This is a genomic window from Pseudomonas mandelii, from assembly GCF_006438925.1.
GTDB lineage: Bacteria > Pseudomonadota > Gammaproteobacteria > Pseudomonadales > Pseudomonadaceae > Aquipseudomonas > Aquipseudomonas mandelii_C.
In genome coordinates this window covers 1-24657 of the sequence record NZ_RCZA01000011.1, presented here as the reverse complement: position 1 = coordinate 24657, position 24657 = coordinate 1, and the positions used below count along the sequence as shown (strand labels likewise).

Annotated in this window: 23 protein-coding genes; 14 read left to right on the top strand and 9 right to left on the bottom strand. The window is 56.9% G+C overall.

Annotated elements, in window-relative coordinates; genetic code table 11:
• Positions 1 to 20 precede the first annotated feature (20 nt).
• Together folM and EAH74_RS23735 are read right to left on the bottom strand one after the other, a co-directional pair.
• Positions 21 to 731, bottom strand: coding sequence for a dihydromonapterin reductase (gene folM, locus EAH74_RS23740; RefSeq protein WP_140681504.1), 711 nt, complete (start codon positions 729 to 731; stop codon positions 21 to 23).
• A gap of 141 nt (positions 732 to 872) precedes the next feature.
• Positions 873 to 1442, bottom strand: a complete 570-nt coding sequence (locus tag EAH74_RS23735) for an antibiotic biosynthesis monooxygenase (RefSeq protein ID WP_140681502.1) — start codon at positions 1440 to 1442, stop codon at positions 873 to 875.
• A 212-nt stretch (positions 1443 to 1654) separates the two neighbouring features.
• On the opposite strand from EAH74_RS23735, the gene EAH74_RS23730 reads away from it, so the two are divergent.
• The gene (locus EAH74_RS23730; RefSeq protein ID WP_140681500.1) at positions 1655 to 2614 is read left to right on the top strand and encodes a MerR family transcriptional regulator; all 960 of its coding nucleotides are present in this window, start codon (positions 1655 to 1657) and stop codon (positions 2612 to 2614) included.
• A gap of 1 nt (position 2615) precedes the next feature.
• Here EAH74_RS23730 and EAH74_RS23725 read toward each other — a convergent pair whose 3' ends face one another.
• On the bottom strand, positions 2616 to 3221 hold the full coding sequence (locus EAH74_RS23725; protein ID WP_140681498.1) for a hypothetical protein: 606 nt from the start codon (positions 3219 to 3221) through the stop codon (positions 2616 to 2618).
• Positions 3222 to 3275: 54 nt separating this feature from the next.
• On the bottom strand, positions 3276 to 3752 hold the full coding sequence (locus EAH74_RS23720; RefSeq protein ID WP_140681496.1) for a PAS domain-containing protein: 477 nt from the start codon (positions 3750 to 3752) through the stop codon (positions 3276 to 3278).
• A 154-nt stretch (positions 3753 to 3906) separates the two neighbouring features.
• Here EAH74_RS23720 and EAH74_RS23715 point away from each other — a divergent pair, with 154 nt between their 5' ends.
• A complete protein-coding gene (locus EAH74_RS23715) occupies positions 3907 to 4362 on the top strand; it encodes a flavodoxin (RefSeq protein ID WP_140681494.1) in 456 nt (151 codons plus the stop codon).
• On the opposite strand, the gene EAH74_RS23710 is transcribed toward EAH74_RS23715, so the two are convergent.
• Entirely contained in the window at positions 4343 to 5239 is an 897-nt protein-coding gene (locus tag EAH74_RS23710) for a LysR family transcriptional regulator (protein ID WP_123365303.1), read from the bottom strand. The two genes, EAH74_RS23715 and EAH74_RS23710, sit on opposite strands and share 20 nt — an antisense overlap.
• A gap of 96 nt (positions 5240 to 5335) precedes the next feature.
• Here EAH74_RS23710 and EAH74_RS23705 point away from each other — a divergent pair, with 96 nt between their 5' ends.
• The 5 genes from EAH74_RS23705 (at position 5336) to EAH74_RS23685 (ending at position 9254) form a co-directional block, all read left to right on the top strand.
• Positions 5336 to 5722 (top strand): CidA/LrgA family protein, encoded by a 387-nt coding sequence (locus tag EAH74_RS23705; RefSeq protein WP_033057893.1) that lies wholly within the window; start codon positions 5336 to 5338, stop codon positions 5720 to 5722.
• Entirely contained in the window at positions 5712 to 6398 is a 687-nt protein-coding gene (locus tag EAH74_RS23700) for an LrgB family protein (RefSeq protein ID WP_033057889.1), read from the top strand. The genes EAH74_RS23705 and EAH74_RS23700 overlap by 11 nt, the downstream gene beginning before the upstream one ends.
• A gap of 147 nt (positions 6399 to 6545) precedes the next feature.
• Positions 6546 to 7328, top strand: a complete 783-nt coding sequence (locus EAH74_RS23695) for a class II aldolase/adducin family protein (RefSeq protein ID WP_140681492.1) — start codon at positions 6546 to 6548, stop codon at positions 7326 to 7328.
• The gene (locus EAH74_RS23690; RefSeq protein WP_140681490.1) at positions 7328 to 8230 is read left to right on the top strand and encodes an alpha/beta fold hydrolase; all 903 of its coding nucleotides are present in this window, start codon (positions 7328 to 7330) and stop codon (positions 8228 to 8230) included. Before EAH74_RS23695 ends, EAH74_RS23690 begins: the two co-directional genes overlap by 1 nt.
• Before the next feature lie 112 nt (positions 8231 to 8342).
• Positions 8343 to 9254, top strand: a complete 912-nt coding sequence (locus EAH74_RS23685) for an SDR family oxidoreductase (RefSeq protein ID WP_140681488.1) — start codon at positions 8343 to 8345, stop codon at positions 9252 to 9254.
• Positions 9255 to 9331: 77 nt separating this feature from the next.
• Here EAH74_RS23685 and EAH74_RS23680 read toward each other — a convergent pair whose 3' ends face one another.
• From EAH74_RS23680 to EAH74_RS23665, 4 genes are all read right to left on the bottom strand, one after another.
• Positions 9332 to 10099, bottom strand: coding sequence for an N-acetylmuramoyl-L-alanine amidase (locus EAH74_RS23680; protein ID WP_140681486.1), 768 nt, complete (start codon positions 10097 to 10099; stop codon positions 9332 to 9334).
• 224 nt (positions 10100 to 10323) lie between these two features.
• The gene (locus tag EAH74_RS23675) at positions 10324 to 10590 is read right to left on the bottom strand and encodes a bacteriocin immunity protein (RefSeq protein ID WP_140681484.1); all 267 of its coding nucleotides are present in this window, start codon (positions 10588 to 10590) and stop codon (positions 10324 to 10326) included.
• Between the two features lie 170 nt (positions 10591 to 10760).
• Complete coding sequence (locus EAH74_RS23670; RefSeq protein ID WP_140681483.1) at positions 10761 to 11021, bottom strand: bacteriocin immunity protein; 261 nt, start codon at positions 11019 to 11021, stop codon at positions 10761 to 10763.
• 1 nt (position 11022) lies between these two features.
• Positions 11023 to 13365 (bottom strand): S-type pyocin domain-containing protein, encoded by a 2343-nt coding sequence (locus tag EAH74_RS23665; protein ID WP_240050553.1) that lies wholly within the window; start codon positions 13363 to 13365, stop codon positions 11023 to 11025.
• A 724-nt stretch (positions 13366 to 14089) separates the two neighbouring features.
• Here EAH74_RS23665 and EAH74_RS23660 point away from each other — a divergent pair.
• The 7 genes from EAH74_RS23660 to tnpC all read left to right on the top strand — a co-directional run bounded on the left by EAH74_RS23660 (position 14090) and on the right by tnpC (position 24612).
• Positions 14090 to 15883, top strand: coding sequence for a DUF1302 domain-containing protein (locus EAH74_RS23660; protein ID WP_140681481.1), 1794 nt, complete (start codon positions 14090 to 14092; stop codon positions 15881 to 15883).
• A 23-nt stretch (positions 15884 to 15906) separates the two neighbouring features.
• Positions 15907 to 17274, top strand: coding sequence for a DUF1329 domain-containing protein (locus tag EAH74_RS23655; protein ID WP_140681479.1), 1368 nt, complete (start codon positions 15907 to 15909; stop codon positions 17272 to 17274).
• A gap of 140 nt (positions 17275 to 17414) precedes the next feature.
• A complete protein-coding gene (locus EAH74_RS23650; RefSeq protein WP_140681477.1) occupies positions 17415 to 19970 on the top strand; it encodes a LuxR C-terminal-related transcriptional regulator in 2556 nt (851 codons plus the stop codon).
• 189 nt (positions 19971 to 20159) lie between these two features.
• Positions 20160 to 22316, top strand: a complete 2157-nt coding sequence (locus tag EAH74_RS23645) for a dermonecrotic toxin domain-containing protein (RefSeq protein WP_193560149.1) — start codon at positions 20160 to 20162, stop codon at positions 22314 to 22316.
• Between the two features lie 69 nt (positions 22317 to 22385).
• The gene (gene tnpB / locus EAH74_RS23640) at positions 22386 to 22601 is read left to right on the top strand and encodes an IS66 family insertion sequence element accessory protein TnpB (RefSeq protein WP_240050552.1); all 216 of its coding nucleotides are present in this window, start codon (positions 22386 to 22388) and stop codon (positions 22599 to 22601) included.
• A gap of 80 nt (positions 22602 to 22681) precedes the next feature.
• Positions 22682 to 23041 (top strand): IS66 family insertion sequence element accessory protein TnpB, encoded by a 360-nt coding sequence (tnpB, locus tag EAH74_RS23635; RefSeq protein ID WP_240050551.1) that lies wholly within the window; start codon positions 22682 to 22684, stop codon positions 23039 to 23041.
• A 17-nt stretch (positions 23042 to 23058) separates the two neighbouring features.
• Positions 23059 to 24612 (top strand): IS66 family transposase, encoded by a 1554-nt coding sequence (gene tnpC / locus EAH74_RS23630; protein WP_140681475.1) that lies wholly within the window; start codon positions 23059 to 23061, stop codon positions 24610 to 24612.
• Positions 24613 to 24657: the final 45 nt, after the last annotated feature.

Below are 24657 nucleotides of genomic sequence, written 5' to 3'. Positions count from 1 at the left end.
AACATCCTCGCGGGGGCCGCTTATTTGATGTGCCGTCCGCCGTTGACGGTCAGGGTCGTGCCGGTGACATAAGGGTTGTCGAGTAAATAACGCAGGCTCTGGTAGATCACTTCGCTGCCGGGTTCGATACCCAGCGCGGACTTGGCCAGTGCCTTGGCGCGGTATGCCGCGTCGTCGTCGGGGTTGAACATTAGCAGGGCTGGCGCGATACCGTTGACCTTGATTGTCGGCGCGTATTTCGCGGCGAAGGACAGGGTGAGGCTGTCGAGCCCGGCTTTGCTGGCGCAGTAGCCAATGTGCTTGCTGCTGCCCTTGCGGGTCACGTCGTCGCTGATGTGCACGATGTCGGCGGGGCTTGAGCGTTGCAGCAAGTCGGCACAATGCAGATTGATCAGGTAGGGCGCCAGCATGTGTACGTTGAACATGCGGGTGAAGGCAGTGGCGTCGGTGTCCGGGGTTTCGGCCAGCCATTCGGAGGCGTTATGGACAATCGCCCGCAGGCTGCCGGTGTGGTTTTTCAGTTCGCTGATGAACGCGAAGATCCCGGCTTCAGTGGAGAAGTCGGCAAACACCGCGGTCGCCCCCAGGTCGCGCAGGATTTGCACGCCGGGGCGTTCACTGCGGTAGCTGAAGATCACCGGCTGGCCATCCTCGAGCAAACGCTGCGCGCAGTGCAGGCCGACACGTTGGCCGGCACCGGTGATGAGGATTGGAGCTACGAAAGAGGTCATGAACGGCTCGCGTCGCGGTAAGAGCAAAACTATACCAGCGACGGGAGGTGTCTTGCCCCTGAAAAGATCGCAGCCTGCGGCAGCTCCTACAGGGCGCGGTACGGTCACGCTTTTGTAGGAGCTGGCGAAGCCTGCGATCTTTTAGCTGTTTTGAGAGGAGGGTGCGGCGGGCAACGGCCGTGCCGGCGTGGTGTTCAGCCAGCTGGCCAGCAGGCGGGTCGACAGCGGAATGAAGAAGTAGACCATCAGCGGGGTCAGGCACAAGGTGCTGATGAACACCCGGCTCAGCAGCCCCATGTCGCCCAACAACGGGCTCAGGACAAAGTTGAACAGCAGGGACACCGGAAAGAATGCCAACCAGATCGCCACGGCCTGTTTCCAGCGTGGTGGTCGCTGGCCGGCCGCGCCGAACCAGCCTTCGATGCCGCTGACACGATGTTCCGTTGGATGGGCAAACAAGTCACTGCCGCGTGCCAGCCATGCGGTGCGCGATACAGAATGCTCCCAGGCGTGCAGCGTCTGCTCGTCGGCAAAGCGGAAAATAATCTGGAATTCGTCATCGTCGGGCGGCGGAGCGAGTACGCCAGAACCGAGATAGCCGGGAAAATCGGTGGCCAGTTGTTCGCCTTCGCGCAACCAGGCGATCAGGTCTTGATAACGCCCATCGGCGACGCGGCGCGCAACCATCAGCGTGACGGGTGAGGTAGACATTGTGCATCTCCGTATAACAATCGCGTCGCTCCGGATAGGAGTTTCGCCAGGCGCAGCGCCGGGGTGGTGGTCTGCGCCTTGGAACAAGCAAGGATTATTCCTGATTCTGTCGGGTACGTCAGTGATATTCGTCGCCATTAACGTCTTGAATGGTGTGGGGGCAGGAGAGGTAGAATGGGATCCAATTTCATACATGGACGTAGAAAATCAAAATGCCTGTCCTGACTGACGTGGTCACGGGATTACAGTCCAGTCTTCCTCTCGTACAGGAAGAACTGTTTCCGATTCGCGAAGTCGCGCGCCTGACCGGGGTCAACCCGGTCACGCTACGTGCATGGGAACGCCGCTATGGGCTGATACAGCCCGCGCGTACCGAAAGTGGGCACAGACTGTATTCGATGACCGATATTGAACGTGTCCGCAGCATCCTTGGCTGGATCGAACGCGGCGTTGCTGTCAGTAAAATCGGCAAGATCCTGGCCAGGATTGCACCGCTTCAAACCCTGTCGCACATCATCCCGAATGAACTCGTACACGCTGACTACACGCAATGGCAGCAACAGGTTCAGGCGGCAGTGAATGCCTTTGACGAGGTTCGACTGGAGCAGGTTTATGGACAGATCTTTTCCAGTTATCCCCTGACTGTCGCGTTTCAGGACATTCTGCTTCCACTCTGGAAGCAATTGCTGCAACGCCATGAAGCGTTCGGTCAGGCCAGCGAGTGGTTGTTCCTGGATGGTTTTCTGCGTTCTCGAGTGTTGCAACGCCTGCTGCTGGTGCGTGTCATGCAGCCGCGACGGGTGATTGTCTGCGCCTTGAACGATCAGTGTCGTGAACTCGAAGTGCTGGTCACGGCGCTGTTTCTGAGCAGTGTCGATTCGGCTATTCAAGTGTTGGCTATTGGTCAGCCATTCGATGAATTGACCCTGGTCTGCGAAAGAGTCAAACCCCGGGCGCTGGTGCTGGTTTCCAATCACGCGCCTACGCCCGAGTTTCCACGGCGATTGAAGCGCCTGGCCTTGAGCCTGGAGTGTCAGTTGATGCTGGCGGGGGATGCGTCCGATCTGGTGCAGGAAAGCCTGGCTGGATCGTCGATTGGATGTCTGGGTAACGAAGGATTGGTCATGCGTCAGCGTTTGAAACAGTTCCTGACAGGCAACCTGGACACTTGAATCAGAGATGCATGGCCGGATGCGTCAGCCGATGCTGTTGAAGGATGTACTGGCGCAGACGCTCGGTTTCGTCCTTGTCACCCTGATTCAACTGGTAGGCAAAGAAGCCGTGCTCGGTTTCTTTCTCGAAGGTGCCGCGCAATGCGATGCGCTCATAGCCAGACGGGCTGAACCACAAGGCGAAATGTTTGGGCGGTTTGGTCTTGTTGCGAACTTCCAGCAAAACCCCTTTGAACGACACTTCGTGCACCCACATCGTACCGGGCTGGCCATTGGCATTCTCCAACGCTACCGGTTCTTCGAGTACCAGGCGCCATGGCCGGACCATCGGTCCGTCTTCATAGATGCTGGGGACGCCGAGGCGTAAATGCATTGCGTGAAATTCGTCTTCCACCAGGTGCAGCGGGAAAGTCATTTGCTGATTTTCGAAGTTGGCCTGGATGGTGACTTGCTCATGAGCGGCAAGGCGCGTGAGCAAGTCACGGATTTGTGAACCACCGTTGACGAGCAGGCTCGACGTCGCGTCCCGCACATTGAGTTGCGGGTTGTGTTGCATTGTCTGGATAAAATCCAGCTCATCCTGAGTCAGGAGTGCGTCGCGTTGCATGATCTGCTCGACAGAAATAGTTACAAAGTCACTGGTGATTGTAGTTAATGACAATCAATTCTTCGATTTGTTTTCGCCGTTCGTCGCTTTTAGTGCGGCAAGCTCGGCCTGGACCGCAGCCAATTGCGGCTCCAACTGCGCAACTCGCTGCTGCGCCTTGACCTGAAGGGTGACGTCTTTCTGTACACCGATGAAATAAGTCTGTCCGTCATCCGGGTTCTTCACCGTCGAAAGGGATAGCTCGTTCCAGAACGGCGTGCCGTCCTTGCGGTAATTCCTGAGGATTTCCCGGCAGGAACCGCCACTGCTCAAGGCCTCGCGAATCAACGGGAGTGCTTCCTGGTCGCGGTCACCAGACTGAAGAAAACGGCAATCCTGGTAGAGGATTTCTTCGCTGGTGTAACCCGTCAGGCGTTCGAATGCCGGGTTGACGTAAATCAGGATGTTGTCCTGCTCGCCTTCCTTTTCGGCAATCACGATGCCGTCGTTGGAAGCGTTGATCACCATTTGCAGCAGTTGGGCGTTAATCATCGGAGAATCCTTTCCAATTTGATTGAGCGCTGCATTCTAGAAGAACACTGAGCACTGTCTACTGGCCATCAGCGTTAATTGAGAGTCAATCGCAGCTTTTTTGCCACGGCTGTTAATATCCCCCGTCTTTTTACTCAGCTTCAGGATTAGATTGATGAAAGTCGCCATCCTTTCCGGCTCGGTGTACGGCACGGCTGAAGAAGTCGCCCGCCACGCCGCCAATATTTTAAAAGCTGCGGGTTTCGAAACCTGGCACAACCCGCGTGCAGGCCTCGCCGATGTTCAGGCCTTTGCTCCCGAAGCTTTCCTGGCGGTGACCTCGACCACCGGCATGGGCGAGTTGCCGGACAACCTGCAACCGTTGTATTTCGCCATTCGCGACCAGTTGCCGGCTGCCTGGCGTGGCTTGCCGGGCGCTGTGATTGGTTTGGGCGATGCGAGTTACGGCGATACGTTCTGCGGCGGCGGTGAGCAAATGCGCGAATTGTTCAGCGAACTGGGCCTACGCGAAGTCCTGCCCATGCTGCGCCTGGACGCCAGCGAAAGCGTGACGCCGGAAACCGACGCCGAGCCTTGGCTGGCGGAGCTGGTCAGCGCTCTGCGGGGCTGACCGGTCGCTCGCGTAGCAGGGCGAGCCAGGCTTGCGCGGCTTTTGACAAGTACGCGCCCTGACGCCAGATGAAGGCGATATCCCAACGCAGATAACCCGGTGCGTTCAAGGTCAGGCGCACCACGCCTGGCCGCACCAGCCCGCGAGCCACCACGCGCGGCAACAGCACCACACCTTGACCGGCAGCCACCAGCGCCGCAAGAAAGTCAGCCTGGCCGCTGCGACCGCCTTCCTTCGGCGTAAAACCCAGTTGCTGGCAGGCTTGCAGCAAGCGGTCGTTGAGCACGAAGCTGCGCTGATACAGCAGGAATGGCGTGTCGGCCAATTCCTCCAGCCCAATCACCGTCTTCGACGCCAGCGGATGATCGGCCGGCAGCAGGGCGTCCAGCGGTTCATCGCAGAAAGGCTGGAAGGCGAACTGCGGGTCCTTCGTCAACAGGCTGCCACCCAGTTCCAGCTCTCCACTCAAAACGGCCTGTTCGATGTTCAGGCTACCGCCCTCAAGCAATTGAATGCTGATGTTGGGGTAGCGTCGCCGGTACTCGGCGAACAGTCCGGCGAACAGCGCGTCGCTGCCCAGAAGCGGCAAACCCAGGCGCAATTCCCCGCGGGCCAGTTGGCTCAAGTCATCCAGCTCACTGAGCAGTTCGTTGCGCAGCCGCAACATGCCTTCGGCCCGTAGAAGGACCACGCTGCCGGCGGCAGTCAGGCGCAGCTGCGAACCCTGCCGTTCGAGCAGCGCAGTGCCGAGGCTCTGTTCCAGCTGAGCGACCTGTTTGCTCACCGCCGATTGACTGATGTGCAGGGTCTTGGCGGCTTGAGTAAAACCACCCTGATGCATGACCTCGACGAAGCTGCGTAACTGTTTGAATTCCATGTGCATGATTCCATATTGGAATAGTGTCGAGTCTAACAATTCGTTTCTGGTATGGAAGCCCGCTCCGTAAAATGAGCACCAGCGAGGACCGAAGACATGAACGCATCAACCTTGAAAAGCTTGGCTCGACTGGCGACAGAATTGGCGGTGCTGCTCGCCATCTACCTGCTCGGCTGCCAGATGGCCGTGTGGTTTGCCTGGCCGATTCCCGGTGGTGTCATCGGCATGGTGCTGTTGCTGCTGGCGTTCGCTTTGGGTGTGGTCAAACCGGCAGCGCTGCAAATGGGCGCCGGCCTGTTGATGGCCGAGATGCTGTTGTTCTTCATTCCGGCGCTGATGAGCCTGCTCGATTACGGCGGTCTGCTGCGCAGCGACGGTTGGCGAATTTTGCTGGTGATTGGCGTCAGCACACTGATGGTGATGCTGGTGACCGCATTTACCGTGGAACTGGTGGTGCGGTTGAGGAGGTCTCGTGAAGCTTGAGCTGATGCCGATGTTCTGGCTGGCCTTCACGCTGCTGGCTTATTTGTTCAGCCGCTGGATCTACCGTCGCACCGGGCGCTATGTGCTGTCGCCACTGATTCTGGTCCCGGCCCTTTTGTTGGCACTCGCTGTGCCGCTGCACACCGCGTATGCCGAATACTCGAGCAACACCCATTGGCTGATGCTGGTGCTGGGGCCGGTTACCGTCGCTTTTGCAGTGCCGATCTGGCAGCAGCGGCAGATGCTGATGCGGCATTGGTCGGCGTTGTTGCTGGGGATGCTGGCGGGCAGCGCGGCGTCCATCGGCAGTTCGTTCGGGCTGGCCAAGGCGCTGGCGCTGGACAGTTCGGTGACGATGTCGCTGGTGCCGCGCTCGATCACCACGCCTTTTGCCATGCCGCTGGCCCATGACCTGGGCGGCGTACCGGAACTGACCGCGGTGTTTGTGATGTTCACCGGCGTGTTCGGGGCGATGCTCGGTGGCATTCTGCTCAAGTGGTTGCCCCTGCGCAGTGCCTTGGCTCGGGGGGCGCTGTTTGGTGTCGGTGCCCACGGTGCCGGGGTCAGTCGGGCACATGAAGTGGGGGGGGAAGAGGGCTCGGTGGCGGGGTTAGTCATGGTTCTGACGGGGCTGCTGAATCTGTTCGCCGCACCCTTGTTGGCGGCAGTACTTTGACATGGATCCACGTTCATTGGCGTACTGACTCGCTAGGCCATCAAGCTGGCTGCCAATGCAACTACACGATTCCCGGGGCGTGACTAGACTGTTGTAACGTCGGTAAACAATAGAAACCCCAAGAATAAAAATTAGAGGTTCCTTGCCGTGTACGTAGCCCCCGTCCAATCGCCACACAGTGTCAAAGACCAGGTCAGCGCCGCCGAGTGGCAAACCCGCGTCGATCTTGCCGCCTGCTATCGTCTGGTCGCCCTGCATGGCTGGGATGACCTGATTTTTACCCACATCTCGGCCAAGGTCCCCGGTACCGAAGACTTTCTGATCAACCCGTTCGGGCTGATGTTCCACGAGATTACTGCGTCCAGCCTGGTCAAGGTCGATCAGGCCGGCAACAAGCTGATGGACAGCCCTTACGAGATCAACCCGGCCGGTTACACCATCCACAGCGCGGTGCACGAGGTTCGTCACGATGTCGTCTGCGTGCTGCACACCCACACCGCTGCCGGTGTCGCCGTGTCGGCGCAGAAACAAGGCATTTTGCCGATCAGCCAACAATCGTTGTTTGTCCTGTCCAGCCTGGCTTATCACGCCTACGAAGGTGTTGCGCTTAACCATGAAGAGAAAGCGCGGCTGCAAGCCGATCTCGGCGAAAACAATTTCCTGATGCTGCACAACCACGGTCTGCTGACCTGCGGCGGCACCATCGCCGACACATTCCTGATGATGTTCACCTTCCAGCGCGCCTGCGATATCCAGGTGCTGGCGCAGAACGGTGGCGCCGAGTTGATCGCCATCGAACCGCAGATTCTGGCGGGCGCCAAGGCGATGATCGCCGGCGTCACCAAAAGTGCTCAAGGGATGGGCGGCGCACTGGCCTGGCCAGCGATGCTGCGCAAACTCGATAAACAAGACCCGGGTTATAAACTCTAATGCCTCTCGCCGAGATCCCCCTGTGTGTCTGGCGCAAACGCGGCCAGACGTTCGTCTTCCGTGGCCAGACCATCCGTTACTGGACGGCGGGGCAGGGTGAGCCACTGTTGCTCATTCATGGCTTCCCGACCGCCAGTTGGGACTGGCATTTCCTGTGGCAGCCACTGACCCAGCGCTATCGGGTGATTGCCTGCGACATGCTCGGCTTTGGCGACTCCGCCAAACCGGTGGACCACGAATACAGCCTGCTGGAGCAGGCCGATCTGCAACAGGCCTTGCTGGCACACCTGAAGGTCGAGCAGCCGGTGCACCTGTTGGCCCACGATTATGGCGACAGCGTGGCTCAGGAACTGTTGGCCCGGCATTACGAAGCGCGCATTCATATCGCCAGTTGTGTGTTCCTCAATGGCGGCCTGTTTCCCGAAACCCATCGCCCGATACTGATGCAAAAACTCCTGCTCAGCCCCTTGGGCTGGATGATCGGGCGAGCCTTTTCCCGTGACGGTCTGGTGAAGAGTTTCCGGCAGATCTTCGGCCCCCAGAGCCGCCCCACCGAGAGCGAGATGGACGATTTCTGGAGCTTGATCGAGAGCAATCACGGGCCACGGATCATGCACAAATTGATCGCCTACATCCCTGAGCGGCGTGCCCAGCGCGAGCGTTGGGTCAGCGCGATGCAGCGTGGTGAAGTGCCGTTGCGGGTGATCGATGGTGAGGTCGATCCGATCTCCGGCGCGCACATGGTCGAGCGTTATCGGGAACTGATCCCGAACCCGGACACGGTCTTGTTGCCCGGTATTGGCCACTACCCTCAAACCGAGGCGCCGGGGCAGGTGCTCAAGCATTATCTGGAGTTTCGCGATCAGCTGGTTTCACCGCCGCGCAAGGTCGCCTGTTCCTGATTATCCCGCTGCCTTATCACGCAACATTCAGCCTCACCCCAGTTCATTGTGACCCGCATCGCCGTGCCTGACACTCGGACTCATTGTCCCCTGGCCTGCTGGAGTCCCCCCAATGAATGAGTCTGTGCGCTTCGAAGATAAAGTCGTGATCATCACGGGTGCAGGCGGCGGCCTGGGCCGGGCCCACGCGCTGCTGTTCGCCAAACAGGGCGCCAAAGTGCTGGTCAACGATCTCGGCGGTTCGGCTCAGGGCGAAGGTGCAAACGCTTCGGCGGCCGACCGGGTGGTGGCCGAAATTCGTGAGGCCGGTGGCATCGCCGAGGCCAACCATGACTCCGTCACCGACGGCGACAAAATCGTTCAGAACGCCTTGGACACCTTCGGCCGTGTCGATGTAGTGGTCAACAACGCCGGGATCCTGCGGGACAAGACCTTCCACAAAATGGAAGACGGCGACTGGGACCTGGTTTACCGCGTCCACGTCGAAGGCGCCTACAAAGTCACCCGCGCCGCCTGGCCGCACCTGCGCGAGCAAAACTACGGCCGCATCATCTTCACCGCTTCGACCTCGGGCATTTACGGCAACTTCGGTCAGTCCAACTACGGCATGGCCAAACTCGGCCTCTACGGCCTGACCCGCACCCTGGCCATCGAAGGTCGCAAGAACAACATCCTGGTCAACGCCATCGCCCCCACCGGCGGCACCCGCATGACCGAAGGCCTGATCCCGCCGCAAGTCTTCGAACAACTCAAACCGGAACTGGTCAGCCCGCTGGTGGTGTACCTCGCCAGCGAGAACAGCCAGGAAACCTCCGGGCTGTTTGAAGTCGGTGGCGGCTGGATGGGCAAGGTGCGCTGGGAACGAAGCCTCGGCGCGGGGTTTGATCCGCGGATTGGGTTCTCGCCGGAAGATGTGGCGGCGCATTGGCAACAGATCTGCGATTTCGAAGGCGCGGCGCATCCGCAGGACAACCTTGAAGCGCTGAAGGAAATGATGGCGAATTTGCAGAAATATTCGCTTTGATGGAAGCCGGCAAGGTCACCGTGCTTGACCTTGCCGGTTCTGGATAGTCGCCCCCGACATCTGGTTTGCAGCGGTCTTCAAGGAAAATACTTGTGAACCAATGCCGCCAGATTCGCGGCCGTTTGCGCATCCATGATCCCGTCGTACGTGTTCGGGCGAAAGTGCAGCTGAAAGGCCCGAACAAGGTGTGTGAAGCCTTGTTCGGTCGACGCATCGGAAACGTCATACCCGTAAGTCTTGAACAGTTTGAGCAATTCGGATCGGGCTGGAATGCCGGTCTCGCAATATTGCTGCAGATAGGTATCTCGGGTGGCATCGTCGAACCAGGCACCGACGCCTTTCAAGTAAAGGGCATGCCAGGGAAATTTCGGCCCTGGGTCACTCTTGCGACCGACCGCAATATCCGAGTGCCCCAGAACAAGGGTCGGGCTGATATCCGGGTAACGCTCAAGGATGTTTAACGCCAACTCTTCAATGGCGGCAATTTGTTCTGGCTGATACGGCGGAAAGTTGAAAACCCCTTGGCTAAACGTTGCTAGGTTGACGATTTCAACACCGATAGACGTGTCGTTCAGATTGCTTCTGTTGCCCCAGTGACTGACCCCCGCGTGCCACGCGCGCTTGGTTTCGTCGACGAGGTTGAAGACTTCCTGCCCGGTATAACCTGCTTTCAAGTAGCTCGGATCGGTGATGTCGGGAACCAGATAGTGGGCGCTGACATTCGGGCCGGTGAGTGCATTGACTGAGCTGGAGAAGTTACCGGCTGTATAGTGGAAGATTAGAAAGCGTACGCGGGTGTTGAAGCTTTTAGTGGCGCGGTACTTGTTGTAATCAATGGGTTTCATGGAAAGAATGCTCGCAGTGAATTAGGTTGAAGTCAGCAAGGTTTTAAACGAGTGGCTGACTTGTGATTAACCTTAATCGCTGGGACGCTTCGCGTGATTACAAAACTATGTAGTCGCTTTCCGAGAAATGTGTAGGTGGTAGGAAGTCTCGCGAGTTTGCATAAGGACTGGCTGTAAATGTGCAGTATAAGAAGCAAGCACGAATGCTTGCTTCTTTGTTTGGATTACTTTATTTCAGTTTTGAATCCCGGTTTTCCGTTGATTAATCGCCATTGTTTTATTGCGTTTATTACTCCGTTTGGATTGTCTTCGATACCCTCTCTTGGGTCATATAAAACGCCTGTGCCGTCGGGGTGTTCTGACGTGAGTACTATGTTTTCTACAATTGCATCATGCTCATCCTCTGATGAGTAGTCTCCTTCAAATAACGAGCCTACAAGGATTAGGTATTCGTGCTCTGTGTAATCTTCAAACTTGTTTTTTAAAATCATGTTTAATCTCCATGGCTCTTTTTTAGTGAGTTTGGATGTGCGGCTTTGGTGTCGATGCACGAAGTTTGTCTATGTCGTAGGCCGAGCCGCTTTCACTGATCTGCTTAACGTACCGTTTGACTTTCTATGCCTCAGAGGGCAAGAACATGTTCTTGCCCCGACTCGTTTGATTATTCAGGCTTGAAGCCTGGCTTGCCGTTAGCGGCTCGCCACTGCTTGATGGTGCTCAGCACCCCGTCGGGACTGTCCTCAACCCCTTCCTCGGGAAAGTACAGTATGTTTGATCCGTTGGGATGTTCAGATGTGTTTACGATGTTCTCAACGATCTCCTCTAGCTCTTCTTCTGATGAATAATCACCCTTGAATAAGCGAAATATAAGATCCTTGAATTCAGATTCTGTGTAGTCTTCGAGCTTGTTTTTTAAGTTCATTTTAAAGCTCCTGTTTTCTGGAGTGAGTTTTAATATGCTGCTTCGGTGTCAGTACCCGAAGGTTATCGATGTCGTAGACTGCTCCTCCCTCACTAATCGGTATTACATGGTGAAGGTCGTATTTTCTCTTTTTTCCGACGTGATCCGCGATGTCTGCTCTTGCAGCAAGCCCTTTTTTAGTTTCAATTTTGCTGAGCTGGAATAGCTGTGAGCTTAGTTCAGGGTCGGCAGATACCGCCTTCCAAAACGCCCTGCGAAATGATTTAAAACTCGAAAACTCCCGCCCTCGAAATTTATCCGCTATCTGCGTCGGAATCGCTGCTCCTTCTCCCGTCGAGGCTGCCCCCAGCCAATTTCCTGAAACTGGTTGTCCAGCGCCGCTGGCGACACCGGGATCTTGCCTCCGATCCCTGAACACCGTGAATGTCGGAGGGATCCCGGATTCGATCGGGAAGACGGTGATGAAACCACCAAATCCGTAGCGATCCAGCTCCGGAAACGGATCGATTCGTCCCGCGCCTGGGGTGACAGTAGCGCCTTCATAGATCGGCAGGTCAGTGTCGATCAGCGGAAATTCTGTTGAAGGATCCTGCGGTTCTACCAGCGGCGTCCAGGTGATGACGGGACCGTTGGAGACGGTGCTGCCGGAAACGTAAACATTCTTGCGCGCGTCAAAGTGAGCAAGCCTTACCGGCACACTGGCGGGTACTGTCACTCCGTCAGTGGCAACAACGACAATCTCTACGCTATTGCCTATCGTCCTCGAGCCGAGTCTCACCGGCAGGTCGATTTCCCCTCCGACGGCTGCCAGTTCATACAGATCGGGCGTTGAATCAGGAGCGAGTTCTGACAGCGGAACACTTATGGAGAAAAGATCACCGTTACCCAGCCTTGAGGGAGCCAATAGAGCGGCGAACCCGACCAGGACTGGCGTTGCTATTGACGCGAGTGCTGCGATAGCCGCGGATACCGCTGCACGTAGCGCGGTCCTGAGCGCCAAGGAGGTCGCTGGACTAACGCCGACAGTTCCGAGTGTGCCGGTAAACGTTGGGCCGAATGCCGACATCGAACCGACATTGGCAAACGTGGGGCTTTGCCACCGATCCTCTGTTTCCTCTCGCCATTGCGCCAGGAGGCGTGCCTGCTCGAGTTGTCGTTGGGTATCAGCCTCTGCCGCCAGATGAGCCTGTTGCCGCTCGCGCTCTTGCGCCTGCTTTTCCTTTTGCTGCTGTATCTTCAGATTCGTCAGTTGAGCTTGGCGTTGAGCCACGGCAGTAGCTGTATCAATGACTTTCCTGCGAGTCTCCAGACTCTGTCTTTCTGTTTGCAGTTGCTTTTGTATCTGCTCGATTCGCTGTTCCATTTCGGCTTGGAGACGAGCCTGCTCGGCTGCGAAATGCTGTGCGGCTGCTTCTGCATTAGCTTCAGCCTCGGCCAGCGCTGTTTTCAATGTAGCGATTCGTGCTTTTTCTTGAGCCTGATTCCGAGCCTGAAAATCAGCCAGCGCTTTAAGTTGTGCCTCTCGGTGTGCCTTGTCGGCAGCCATTCGAGCTTGCTCGACGGCCAATCGTTTGGTTTCTGCCAGCGCTGCAAGCCGATCTTGTTCGCGCCTTCGAACTTGTTCTTGTTCTCGGCGTGCCGCGTCAGCGATTTCGTTCAGACGTTGCTGTTCAGCTGCGATCCGGGCGCGCTCGGCAGCTACTCGTTGGGCTTCCGCCGCTGCCGCTTGCGCTTGATCATTGGCCTGCACGGCGGCCAGCCGATTGAGTACCTGCACTTGTTGCTGGTTCAGTATCTGAATGGACTGCGCCAGCAGCCAGGCCTCGTGAGCAGCACGGTATGAGGCCGTCCATGCTTGCATTGCAATACCATCGGGCATGACCCGTTGTCCCATGGTCGATGCCTTTTGATAGAACTCAATCAAGCTTCGGTTCAGCGGGTCACCGCCATAAAACTGATTGGCGAGGGCTGTTTTCTGATGGAATTCAGCGGTCTTTCGGCTCAAAAGAATGTTACGAACGCCTAGTTCACGAATGATCGCGTCTGCGGGAGGGAGCGGATGAGTCGGACCTTCCAGTCTTGTGGCAGCCAGTTCTTGTTCGATAGTCTGTGGTAGTTGATTGATGCGGGTTTGATATTCCTGCTCTAGTGACTTTTTGGTGGCGTCTATTTTATGTGAGTTGGCAATAACAATATGATTGGGGCCAAAGTTGTGAGGGCCAAACATACCGCTAGGGGGAATGACCGATGAAGTTCCATATGGGATCGGATTGTGTAACGGTGCAATTGCAGTCGTGTGAACAGCTTCAGTCAACTCCCATGTTGGAGGCTTTTGCATATTCATATCCTTTTGAATGTGCTTGTTGAATGGAATGGTTGGAAATTATTCGGTTGGCATCGACTCACTTTTGCCAGCAAGTAGTCGATATGTTTCAAGTTACAGCAAAATTTTGGTTCATGATTCTGGTAAGGCTGTAAGTAAATACGTATGAGATTGAGTGAACTTTCGGCTGGCTAAAACGATCGAGAGTAAATGCTTCTGTTCAAGAAGAAATTTCCCATGTCGTTTCCGGAAGTTTCTCGGAAGGGGGGGCGTTCGGTTTTTCAACAGGCATAAAAAAGGCCGCTGCAAACGCAGCGGCCAAAGTAAGACGATTGATCAAGGAGCAATAAATCAACGTCAGTGAACACGGGGCGATGAGTCGAAAACCTTCAACTCCTCTGAAATCTGTCACCAATGGCGTGGACGGGACACTCGCCATTGCTTCCTGCTTTTCGGCCCGATTGCCGTGAAAGCCCGGCAAGAATAAGCGCTTGAGCCCAAAGGAAAAATAGCAATTCACGACATGAACTGTTGCAGCATGAGTAACAGTGCTGACAGACCCCGCCTACACGCCATGCGCGACGTTGATAACCCCCCATCCAGCCCATCCATAACCCGCGCAAATCCCCGTCCCATGCGGGCATTCATCCTTTGGAGGTACATCGCGAATACCTCCTTGGTGCGCTTATCGCTCCCAACCTGCGGCAGTAGGGTGTGGCCTTCTGTCACTCACCGGGGAAGACGCATGACAAAAACAACAATGCGCGCCATCTTCACGCCGCAAGCGCTGGCCGCTGCGGTTGCCTTGGGTTGCTGCGCCCAGGCGCAGGCTGTTTCATTCAACATCGGGGAAATCGAGGGGACCTTTGACTCTTCGCTGTCCATCGGCGCGAGCTGGGGCATGCGCGATGCCGACAAATCCCTGGTGGGCATCGTCAATGGCGGGACCGGCCAGTCTTCGACCGGGGATGACGGGCGGCTGAACTTCAAGAAGGGCGAAACCTTCTCCAAGATCTTCAAAGGTATTCATGACCTCGAATTGAAGTACGGCGACACCGGGGTGTTCGTGCGTGGCAAGTACTGGTACGACTTCGAACTCAAGGACGAGGACCGCGAGTTCAAACCGATCAGTGACAGCGGCCGTAAAGAAGGCGCCAAGTCCTCCGGAGCACAACTTCTCGACGCCTTCGTCTATCACAACTATTCCATCGCCGATCTGCCGGGCACTGTGCGCGCCGGCAAGCAGGTGGTGAGTTGGGGTGAAAGTACCTTCATCGGCAACTCGATCAACAGCATCAACCCGATCGACGTTTCAGCGTTCCGCCGTCCCGGCGCCGAAATCAAGGAAGGCCTGATTCCGGTGAACATGCTGTTCGCCTCCCAAAGCCTGACCGACCAACTCTCGGTGGAAGGTTTCTATCAACTGGAGTGGGATCAGACTGTCGTCGACAACTGCGGCACCTTCTTCGGTAACGACGTGGTGGCAGACGGTTGCAACAAGAACTACACCGTTGCCAGCCCGGCGATTGCACCGTTGCAACCGATCGCTGCAGCGTTTGGCCAAGGCTTCGAGGTCAGCCAGGAAGGTGTGATCGTCCCGCGCGGTGGTGACCGCGATGCCCGCGACTCCGGGCAGTGGGGGACGGCGCTGCGCTGGCTCGGCGACGACACCGAGTACGGCCTGTACTTCATGAACTATCACAGCCGTAGCCCGACGGTCGGCACCACCACTGCCGGCCTGACAACGCTGGCACGGATCCCGGCCATCGTCGGTGCCGCCAACAGAATCGCGCCCGGTACCGGGTCTGCACTGGCTCAGAGTGTGATGCTTGGACGCGGCCAGTATTACCTTGAGTACCCGGAAGACATTCGTCTCTACGGCGCGAGCTTTTCCACCACCTTGCCTACCGGCACGGCGTGGACCGGCGAGATCAGCTATCGCCCCAATGCCCCGGTGCAAGTCAACACCAACGACCTGACCCTGGCCTTGCTCAACCCGATCGCAGGCGGCGCGGCATCGCCTATCGCGACCACGCCAGGTGCCGACAACAAAGGCTACCGCCGCAAGGAAGTGACGCAGGTGCAGAGCACCCTGACGCACTTCTTCGATCAGGTGCTGGGCGCTCAACGGCTGACCCTGGTTGGCGAAGCGGCGGTGGTGCACGTCGGTGGTCTGGAGTCGCGCACCAAATTGCGTTACGGCCGTGACTCGGTCTATGGCCAGTACGGTTTTGGCGGCGATACCGACGGCTTCGTCACCTCGACCTCCTGGGGCTACCGCGCCCGGGCGATCCTCGATTACGCCAACGTCATCGGCGGGATCAACCTCAAGCCCAATCTGTCCTGGTCCCACGACGTCGCCGGCTACGGTCCCAACGGGCTGTTCAACGAAGGCGCCAAGGCGGTTAGCGTCGGCGTCGATGCCGACTACCGCAACACCTATACCGCGAGCCTCAGTTACACCGATTTCTTCGGCGGTGACTACAACACCCTGGAAGACCGCGACTTCCTGGCGCTGAGCTTCGGCGTGAACTTCTGATCTGGCTGAGAAGGATGATTTTAATGCGCAAGATGATTCTGCAATGCGGCGCCCTGGCCTTGAGTCTGTTGGCTGCCAACGTGATGGCGGCGGTCTCGCCTGAAGAAGCCAACAAGCTTGGCACCAGCCTCACCCCGTTGGGGGCCGAGAAGGCCGGCAACGCCGACGGCTCGATCCCGGCCTGGACTGGTGGTATCCCGAAAAACGCCGGCGCGGTGGACAGCAAGGGTTTCCTGGCTGACCCGTTCGCCAGCGAGAAACCACTGTTTATCATCACGGCCGCGACAGTCGATAAGTACAAAGACAAATTGTCGGAAGGTCAGGTGGCGATGTTCAAGCGCTATCCGGAAACCTACAAGATCCCGGTCTACCCGACCCACCGCACCGTGGCCGTACCCCCGGAGATTTACGAGTCGGCCAAACGCAGCGCGCTGAACGTGAACAGCATCAACGACGGCAACGGCCTGGCCAACTTCACCGGCAACCGCTACTACGCCTTCCCGATTCCGAAGACCGGCGTCGAGGTGCTGTGGAACCACATCACCCGCTATCACGGCGGCAACCTGCGCCGCATCATCACTCAGGTGACCCCGCAAACGAACGGCAGCTACACGCCGATCCGCTTCGAGGAAGAGATCGCCGTACCGCAACTGATGAAGGAGCTGGACCCGGAAAAAGCCGCCAACGTGCTGACCTTCTTCAAGCAATCGGTGACGGCACCTGCGCGTCTGGCGGGTAACGTGCTGCTGGTGCATGAAACCCTCGATCAGGTGAAAGAGCCGCGCCTGGCATGGATCTACAACGCCGGCCAGCGCCGTGTGCGTCGCGCACCGCAAGTGGCTTATGACGGGCCGGGTACTGCTGCTGATGGCCTGCGCACGTCCGACAACTTCGACATGTTCTCCGGCGCCCCGGATCGCTACGACTGGAAACTGGTCGGCAAGAAGGAAATGTACATCCCTTACAACAGCTACAAACTCGACTCGCCGAGCCTCAAGTACGATGACATTGTGAAAGCCGGGCACATCAACCAGGACCTGACCCGCTATGAATTGCACCGGGTCTGGGAAGTGATCGGTACGGTCAAGCCGAGCGAACGGCATATCTACGCCAAACGCCACATGTACCTCGACGAAGACAGCTGGCAAGTGGCGCTGGCGGACCACTACGACGGTCGCGGTCAGCTGTGGCGGGTGGCTGAGGGTCACGCCCAGTACTACTACGATCACCAGACCCAGGCCTACACCCTCGAAGCGCTCTACGACATCATTGCCGGCCGATACATTGCCCTGGGAATGAAAAACGAAGAGAAGCACAGTTTCGAATTCGGCTTCGAAGCCAAGGCCGCCGACTACACGCCATCGGCCTTGCGCGCCGAGGGCGTTCGGTAAGGGTTTTGATACATCGACAGTACAAAAGGCGACCGGGTGGTCGCCTTTTTTATGGCTGCCAATCAGCGTGCTGAATACTTCTCAACAAGCGGGTTAGAGAGGGCTAGGGTTGCCGGACAATTATAAAAAGGCACGCCGCAATGACCGCCATGATCCCGTGTCTGGACCGTTCTGGATTCCTGCCCCGTCTGTCCACTCATCACCAGTCTCGGGCTCGCTTGACCGAGCCGTTGCTGGCCTCCACGGCACGGGTGAAATTGCTCTGCGCGCCCGCCGGCAGTGGCAAGAGCGCGTTGCTCGCCGAATGCCTGTTGCAGGCGCCAACCCAGTGCCAGGTGCATTGGTTGCCATTGTCTGGCGTGGCGTCGAGTGCGGCGCAGTTTCGTCAGCGTCTGGCAGAGACGCTGGGGCAGGCCTCGTCGACTGAAACAGAGTTGCTGGGCTATCTGGCGCGATTGCAGACGCCGACCTGGTTGTTTCTCGATGACTATTGCCGTCTGCCAAACCCGGAGCTGGACCTGTTACTGGATCGCATCCTGGCGATCAGCAGCCCGATGCTGACCTGGTGGCTGGGTACTCGCCGCCGGCCGCCCTGCAACTGGCCAAGGTTGCTGCTCGACGATGAGTTGTACGAGTGCGAAAGCACTTCGCTGGCTTTCACGCCAGGTGAAGTCGAGCAGATAGTGCAGCCCTGGGTACCGGAGCAGGCCAGCAAGGTGGCCAGTCGGATCATCCAGCGCACCGGCGGCTGGTGTGCCGGTGTGCGGATTGCATTGCTGCACAAGTGCGACTGGTCGCGTCAGGACAAACCCCTGGGACGGGCGGACACCTTGCTCGATTACCTGGAGCATGAGTTGTTCAGCTCGCTGACGCCTGAGTTGAGCGAGGCCTGGCGCGTGCTGGCCCACTTACCCCGCTTCAATGCCCGGCTGTGCGATCACCTGTTCGGGGCCGGAGAGGGCGCTCAGTACTTGCGGAACTTGCAAGCGCTGGGCTGTTTTATCGAACCTTGGGGGGACTCCACCGATTGGCTGCAGATATTCACCCCGTTCACGCAGTTGTTGCGCGATGAGCAATGGCCGGCGGGACGCTCCTGGCATCGGCGTGCCTGCCAATGGTTCTGTACCGAACAGGACTGGAAATCGGCCTTCGAACAGGCATTGCTCGCCGAGGAATACGAAGTGGCGGTCAGCCTGTTGCAGCACTTCAGTTTCGAGCATTTGTTCGAGGAGCAAACGGTGGTGCTGTTGTTGCGTTTGCATGAGCAGCAAGGCGAGGAACTGACGCTGGGCAGCCCGCAGTTGGTCGGATTGATTACAGCTGCGCTGTTATTCGCCGGACGTTTCGAACAGGCGACTGCCTGTATCGCTCATTTGGCGCATTTCACACCTCAACCCTCGGCGGTGCTTCAGCGTCAACTGATTGCACGTTGGCAGGCCCTGCAGGGTTGGTTGCTGCATTTACAGGGACGAATGGAGGCTTCGCGCGCGCACTTTCTTGACGCGTTGAGCGCGCTCGATCCCGAATGCTGGACGGCGCGCCTGATGTGTTTGTCCGGTTTGACGCAACAGGCATTGCTAAGGGGCGAACTCGACGTGGCGCAAGCCCACAACCGCGAGGCACTGTGCCTGGCGCGGGCGCAAGGTTCGCTGGTGTTCGAGGGCCTGATGGAGCTTGATCATGCGCAATGGCTGGAGCAGCGTGGCGCCCCGGCTCGCGCCGAGAGTTTGTTGTTCAACATACATGAACTGCTCTGCCAGCAGGCCGACCGGCACGCGCCGTTGCTTGGGCGTATCGCTTTGCGACGTGGGCGACTGGCGTTAACCATGGGCCAGGATGAACACGCGCGCGAGTGCTTTCAGCGCGGTCTCGAGTTGTGTCTGCGCAGTCACGACAAGCGTGTGTTATATGGATTTCTTGGTCTCGCGCAACTGGCGGCCAATCAGGGTGATTACACCCACGCGTTTGTCCAATTGCGCGATGCTGAACGGCTGATGCAGCAGCGACAAATTCCGGAGACCGTCTATCGTGGCGTCCTGTTGCAAGTCAGCAGTCAGTTCTGGTTGCAGCAGGGGCGACCGCAACTGGCCCATGAGGCACTGACGCGGGTATTGCGTCATTATTGTGGGCCGCAGGCTCGCCAGGCTCCCCCGGCAACACTGGAGCTTATTCCGCGGATTGAGTATCTGTTGATTCTGGCCGAGGTTTATCTGCAACAGCTCAGCAACGCCGCAGCGTTGCTTCAAACTCTGATCGACAATGCGCACACCAACGGTATGTACTCCCTCGAAGCTGAAATACATCTGGCGCGGGCCGAAGTGATCTGGCTTCAGGGTGAATCGCATCTGGCCACTGCAGCTTTGCAAGAAGGGGAGCAAATGATCAGCCGTTGCCAAGGGCGGCAAGCGTGGCGCGAGTTGCAATTGCGACAACCCCAGTGGCTGCGTACATCTGCAGCGCAGGTGTCGATCACCGAACTGTCTGTTGAGGCTCACAGTTCCAGTCCCCTCAGTAAGCGGGAACTTGAAGTTTTGAAGTTGATCGCACAGGGCAACTCCAATCAACAGATTGCCGATGTATTGTTCATCTCGTTACATACAGTAAAAACTCACGCCCGTAGAATTAATGGGAAGTTGGGGGTTGAACGCAGAACGCAAGCTGTGGCCAAGGCTAAGTTGTTAGGTGTGTGCTCGTAAAGTTGCCTGTATTTGATTTTGTTTATATGTGCTTGCTCTTGTGTGTTTTTGTTTCCGGTAATAAGTTGTTGGTGTCTATAATATTTTGTGCTTTTTGATTCGTGTTGCTTTGCATTGTTCTGGAGTAAGTTCTCGCTAAGTGCTTTGACACCAAGTCAGGCATAAACGTGTTAACAAGGGACGATGAATATGAATAGTTTATTTAATGCAAAGACGTTGGTTGCCAACGCAATACGCTCGTGGCTGGACGGAATAACTCAGTATGATCGCGAACTCTATTTAGCGCATGAAGCATCGCTGGTTGCGAGAGAGACTGAGTTGAAAAAACAGTTGGGGCACTTCAGCTCGCTCAAAGACTATGCCCGTAGTATCGCCAATCTGAACATTAAATGGGAGTTTGGCCAGGACTTGGATGCCGATGAAATTGTGTGTAATGCCCGTTATACATTCCAGGCAGGAGGGCGGGAGATCGAGCAGGAAGATACTCGCACCCTGACCGAGCAGTTCATCTACGGTCTTTACGAGGAGGGGCAAAGGGCCAAACTCGTATTCAAGGGTGACGGACTTCCCGCCGAGCTGAATCAGCAATGGTTTGAAGAGATGATGACCAACGATGCCCAGGCTTCCTACGGTGCCCAGTTTCGTTCTCGGTATCAGCGTCAAGAAGTCATGCAAGCCTTGAAGAACGTCATGAGCCAGCGCCTGTTGCTGAGTGCGTTGGCTGCTCGCCATCAGGGGCACATCAACGACAAGAACTTCGCACGGATTCTCTCTGCCTTGAACGGCGACCTGGTATTCACCATTGATGGGGTGCGCCTCATCGACAACACGCGTGCGCTTCAGCAGTTGATTCTGGTCGCAAGACGCGATGGTCAGGACGGTTTCTTGCTGTATGCGCCAGGCTCGCCAGGTGGACAGGACTGGTACGAATGCCAGGATTTGCGAGGAGTAGGCGTGCGGGTTGGCGAATGGACAGAAGATGGCAAAGGTCGGGACTACCTGACCTGGCAGTCCCACGCTGTGGATCGAGAAGCCATTGCCACCTATCTGAAACAGGTCGAACGTCTACCGAGTACCTGGAAAGGAGTGAGCCTGGTTGCATCGCCTTACAAAGGCGCTGAAGTCCTGACTGCCACCATTGAAAACATTCGCGCCTGGCGAGTGGCCGAGGAAGAGTCCCGGACACCTTACGGTTATCGCACGGCTTCCGACGCTCAACGCCAGAACTTTGCCCGCACTCGGTGCGAACTCAAGGCCTTGCAGGTCATTGCCACACGTGAGGGCGGTTTCATTCCCTACGGCCAGTTCTGCTTCGATCTGATTAAACAGCGTATCGAGCAAGTGCTGGCTGACAGGGGGGAGCGGGCAACGGTCAATCCTGATCGCATCTTTGTATCCGTCAGTCCGCAATTGGGTATGACGCTGACCGAACTGATCAGCACCGAAACGCATTTTTACGCCAATGAAAAACAAACGCCTTGGAGCTATCCGCGATTTACCCTGGAACATGATCATCCGCCGATCAGCACACTTGATATCCGGGATATTGCCGGCTTGTCGCGTACGCTGCGCCCGGGCGAAAAGTACATCGAAATGCTGCGTTCGAAGCATTTAGATAGTAGCCATCCCGAGGGTGCGCTTAAACGAATGGTTCACCTGGAAGTCCAGCGCCGCCAAATGAAAGTGGGGGTGATGCAGGAACGTTTTAACGGTCGTTTGACTGACGAGCAGTATCGGGAACTGTTGAAGGTGATTGAAGCCCTGGAAAAAATTGATACACGAAGGAGTCCCATGACTGAAGAACCGCGTCATGTTCCCTTCAGCGCAATGTTCAAGTTGTATTTGCAAGACCGACTGGTGGTCGGCGTATTCGTTTTCCGATTGGTCTTTGGTGATCGGATTGAGGAGTTCCTGTATACGCCTGAAGCACCTGACGGCCGACTGATTCGTCCGCATTCGGAATTTGTATCCGCCGTCAAGAAACTCAAATTCGGCAACTATTTCTATGACCGGGTTCGTAATAAGGATCAGCGGGTGGTGGGTACGTACATCACCGATCTGGAACAGCTTGGCAACTTCAATGAGGCCCCGGTTCTGCCACGCGACAGTCGCGTCATAGACCTGGGCAGCAGCTATAACGATGTGATTCTTCGCACGATTTCCGATGTCGATGAAAAGACCGAAAGCCTTGACGAGATCATCTTCAAGCTGTCGTTCGGCGCGGTGCAGGCTGCGGCCACTGTTGTTAGCGTGGTGATTCCGCCGGTGGGCATTGCAATGAGTGTGATGTTGTTCACCAAAAGTGTGCTGGACGGTGTCGAAGCCTATAACGTAACCGCTCCATGAACCCCACATTCAAAGCCAGCAGTTGATCCCCGAAGCTGTACTCCGATTTCTCTCTGGAGCCAGCACGTCATGATGCGACCCGACGCTAAAGTCGAAAAAGTGTACCTCTACCCCAAGGCCGTGGACTTCCGAAAATCCATCGACGGCCTGGCCGCCTTGGTCGAGCTGGATATCAAGGTCGCGGTGTTCGACCCTGTACTTTTCGTCTTTCTGAATCGCCACCGTAATCGAGTGAAAATCCTTTACTGGGAGCGCAACGGCTTCTGCCTTTGGCTCAAGCNGTAACCGCTCCATGAACCCCACATTCAAAGCCAGCAGTTGATCCCCGAAGCTGTACTCCGATTTCTCTCTGGAGCCAGCACGTCATGATGCGACCCGACGCTAAAGTCGAAAAAGTGTACCTCTACCCCAAGGCCGTGGACTTCCGAAAATCCATCGACGGCCTGGCCGCCTTGGTCGAGCTGGATATCAAGGTCGCGGTGTTCGACCCTGTACTTTTCGTCTTTCTGAATCGCCACCGTAATCGAGTGAAAATCCTTTACTGGGAGCGCAACGGCTTCTGCCTTTGGCTCAAGCGCCTGGAATCCGAACGCTTCAAAACATCCCCCGACGCTACCGATGAAGCCATCGTATTAACTGTTCAGGAATTGAACTGGTTGCTCGACGGTTTTGACCTGTGGCGCAATCGCCCTCATCAGGTTTTGACTCCAAGATTCGTCGCCTGACGGGTATAATCCGGGGCATGATTTCGATGCCCGAACACCTTCCTGATGACCCAGAACTTCTCAAGCAAATGCTGCTTGATGCGTTCGACGCGCTCGCTCGCCAGCAGGAAGTGGGTCAGGCTTACGAAACGCATATTGTTGACCTGAAAGAACAGATCAAGTTGTTACGCGACCGTTTGTTCGGTCGTAAATCCGAGCAAACAGTCGAGCCCAACACGCCGCAACTGGCCTTATTCAACGAACCCGAAAGCGAACCAATGCCCGTCGTCGGCGATGCCGATGAGGAAGTCGTTGCTCCAGTTCCGCGCCGTGGCAAGCGCAAGCCACTGTCGGCTGATCTGCCGCGTATTGAAGTCATCCACGAACTGCCTGAACACGAACTGACCTGTGCCTGCGGTTGCCGCAAGCATGTGATCAATGAAGAAACCAGCGAGCAGCTGGACATCGTGCCGATGCAGATCCGGGTGATCAGACACATCCGCAAAGTCTACGGTTGCCGCGGTTGTGAAACGGCTCCGGTCACCGCAGACAAACCCGCTCAGTTGATCGAGAAGAGCATGGCCAGCCCGAGCGTGCTGGCGATGCTGCTGACCACCAAGTATGTCGACGGCCTACCGCTGCACCGCTTCGAGACGGTACTCAGCCGGCATGGCATCGATATTCCACGCCAGACCTTGGCCCGCTGGGTCATCCAGTGCGGCGAGCACCTCCAGCCGCTGTTGAATTTGATGCGCGACCGGTTGCTGGAAAGCCCCGTCATTCACTGTGATGAAACCCGCGTCCAGGTACTTAAAGAACCGGATCGAGACCCGACTAGCCAATCCTGGATGTGGGTACAGGCCAGCGGGCCGCCGGATCGAAAAGTCGTGCTGTTCGACTACACCTCCAGCCGTGCGCAGGATGTGCCGTTGCGCCTGCTGGAAAGTTATCGCGGCTATGTCATGACCGACGATTACGCGGGATATAACGCGTTGGCGTTACAACCGGGCGTGGAGCGTCTGGCGTGTATGGCCCATGCCCGGCGCAAGTTCGTCGATGCTCAAAAAGTGCAGCCCAAGGGCAAGACGGGACGTGCCGATATCGCGCTGGCGATGATCAACAAGCTGTACGGCATTGAGCGCGAACTCAAGGATGTCAGCGATGAACAGCGTTTTATTGAGCGTCATGAAAAGAGCCTGCCGATCCTGGCTCAGTTGAAAAGCTGGATGGATAAAACACAGCCTCAGGTGACGCCGCAAAGTGTGCTTGGCAAGGCCGTTAATTATCTGGCCAGCAACTGGAGCCGGCTGGAGCGCTACGTGGAGGCTGGCTTTTTACCGATCGACAACAACCCGGCAGAGCGTGCAATTAAACCGTTTGTGATCGGGCGCAAGGCATGGCTGTTCAGTGATACACCCAAGGGCGCCACGGCCAGTGCTCAGATCTACAGCCTGGTCGAGACCGCCAAGGTCAACGGCCAGGAGCCCTATACGTGGCTGCGCCATGTACTGGAGCGGTTGCCGCATGCGGAGTCGGTAGAGGACTTTGAAGCCTTACTGCCGTGGAACTGCTCGCCAGAAATGCCACGGTAAACGAGGTAAATATCTTTGGGTATGTGGGGTTCATGGATCGCATAC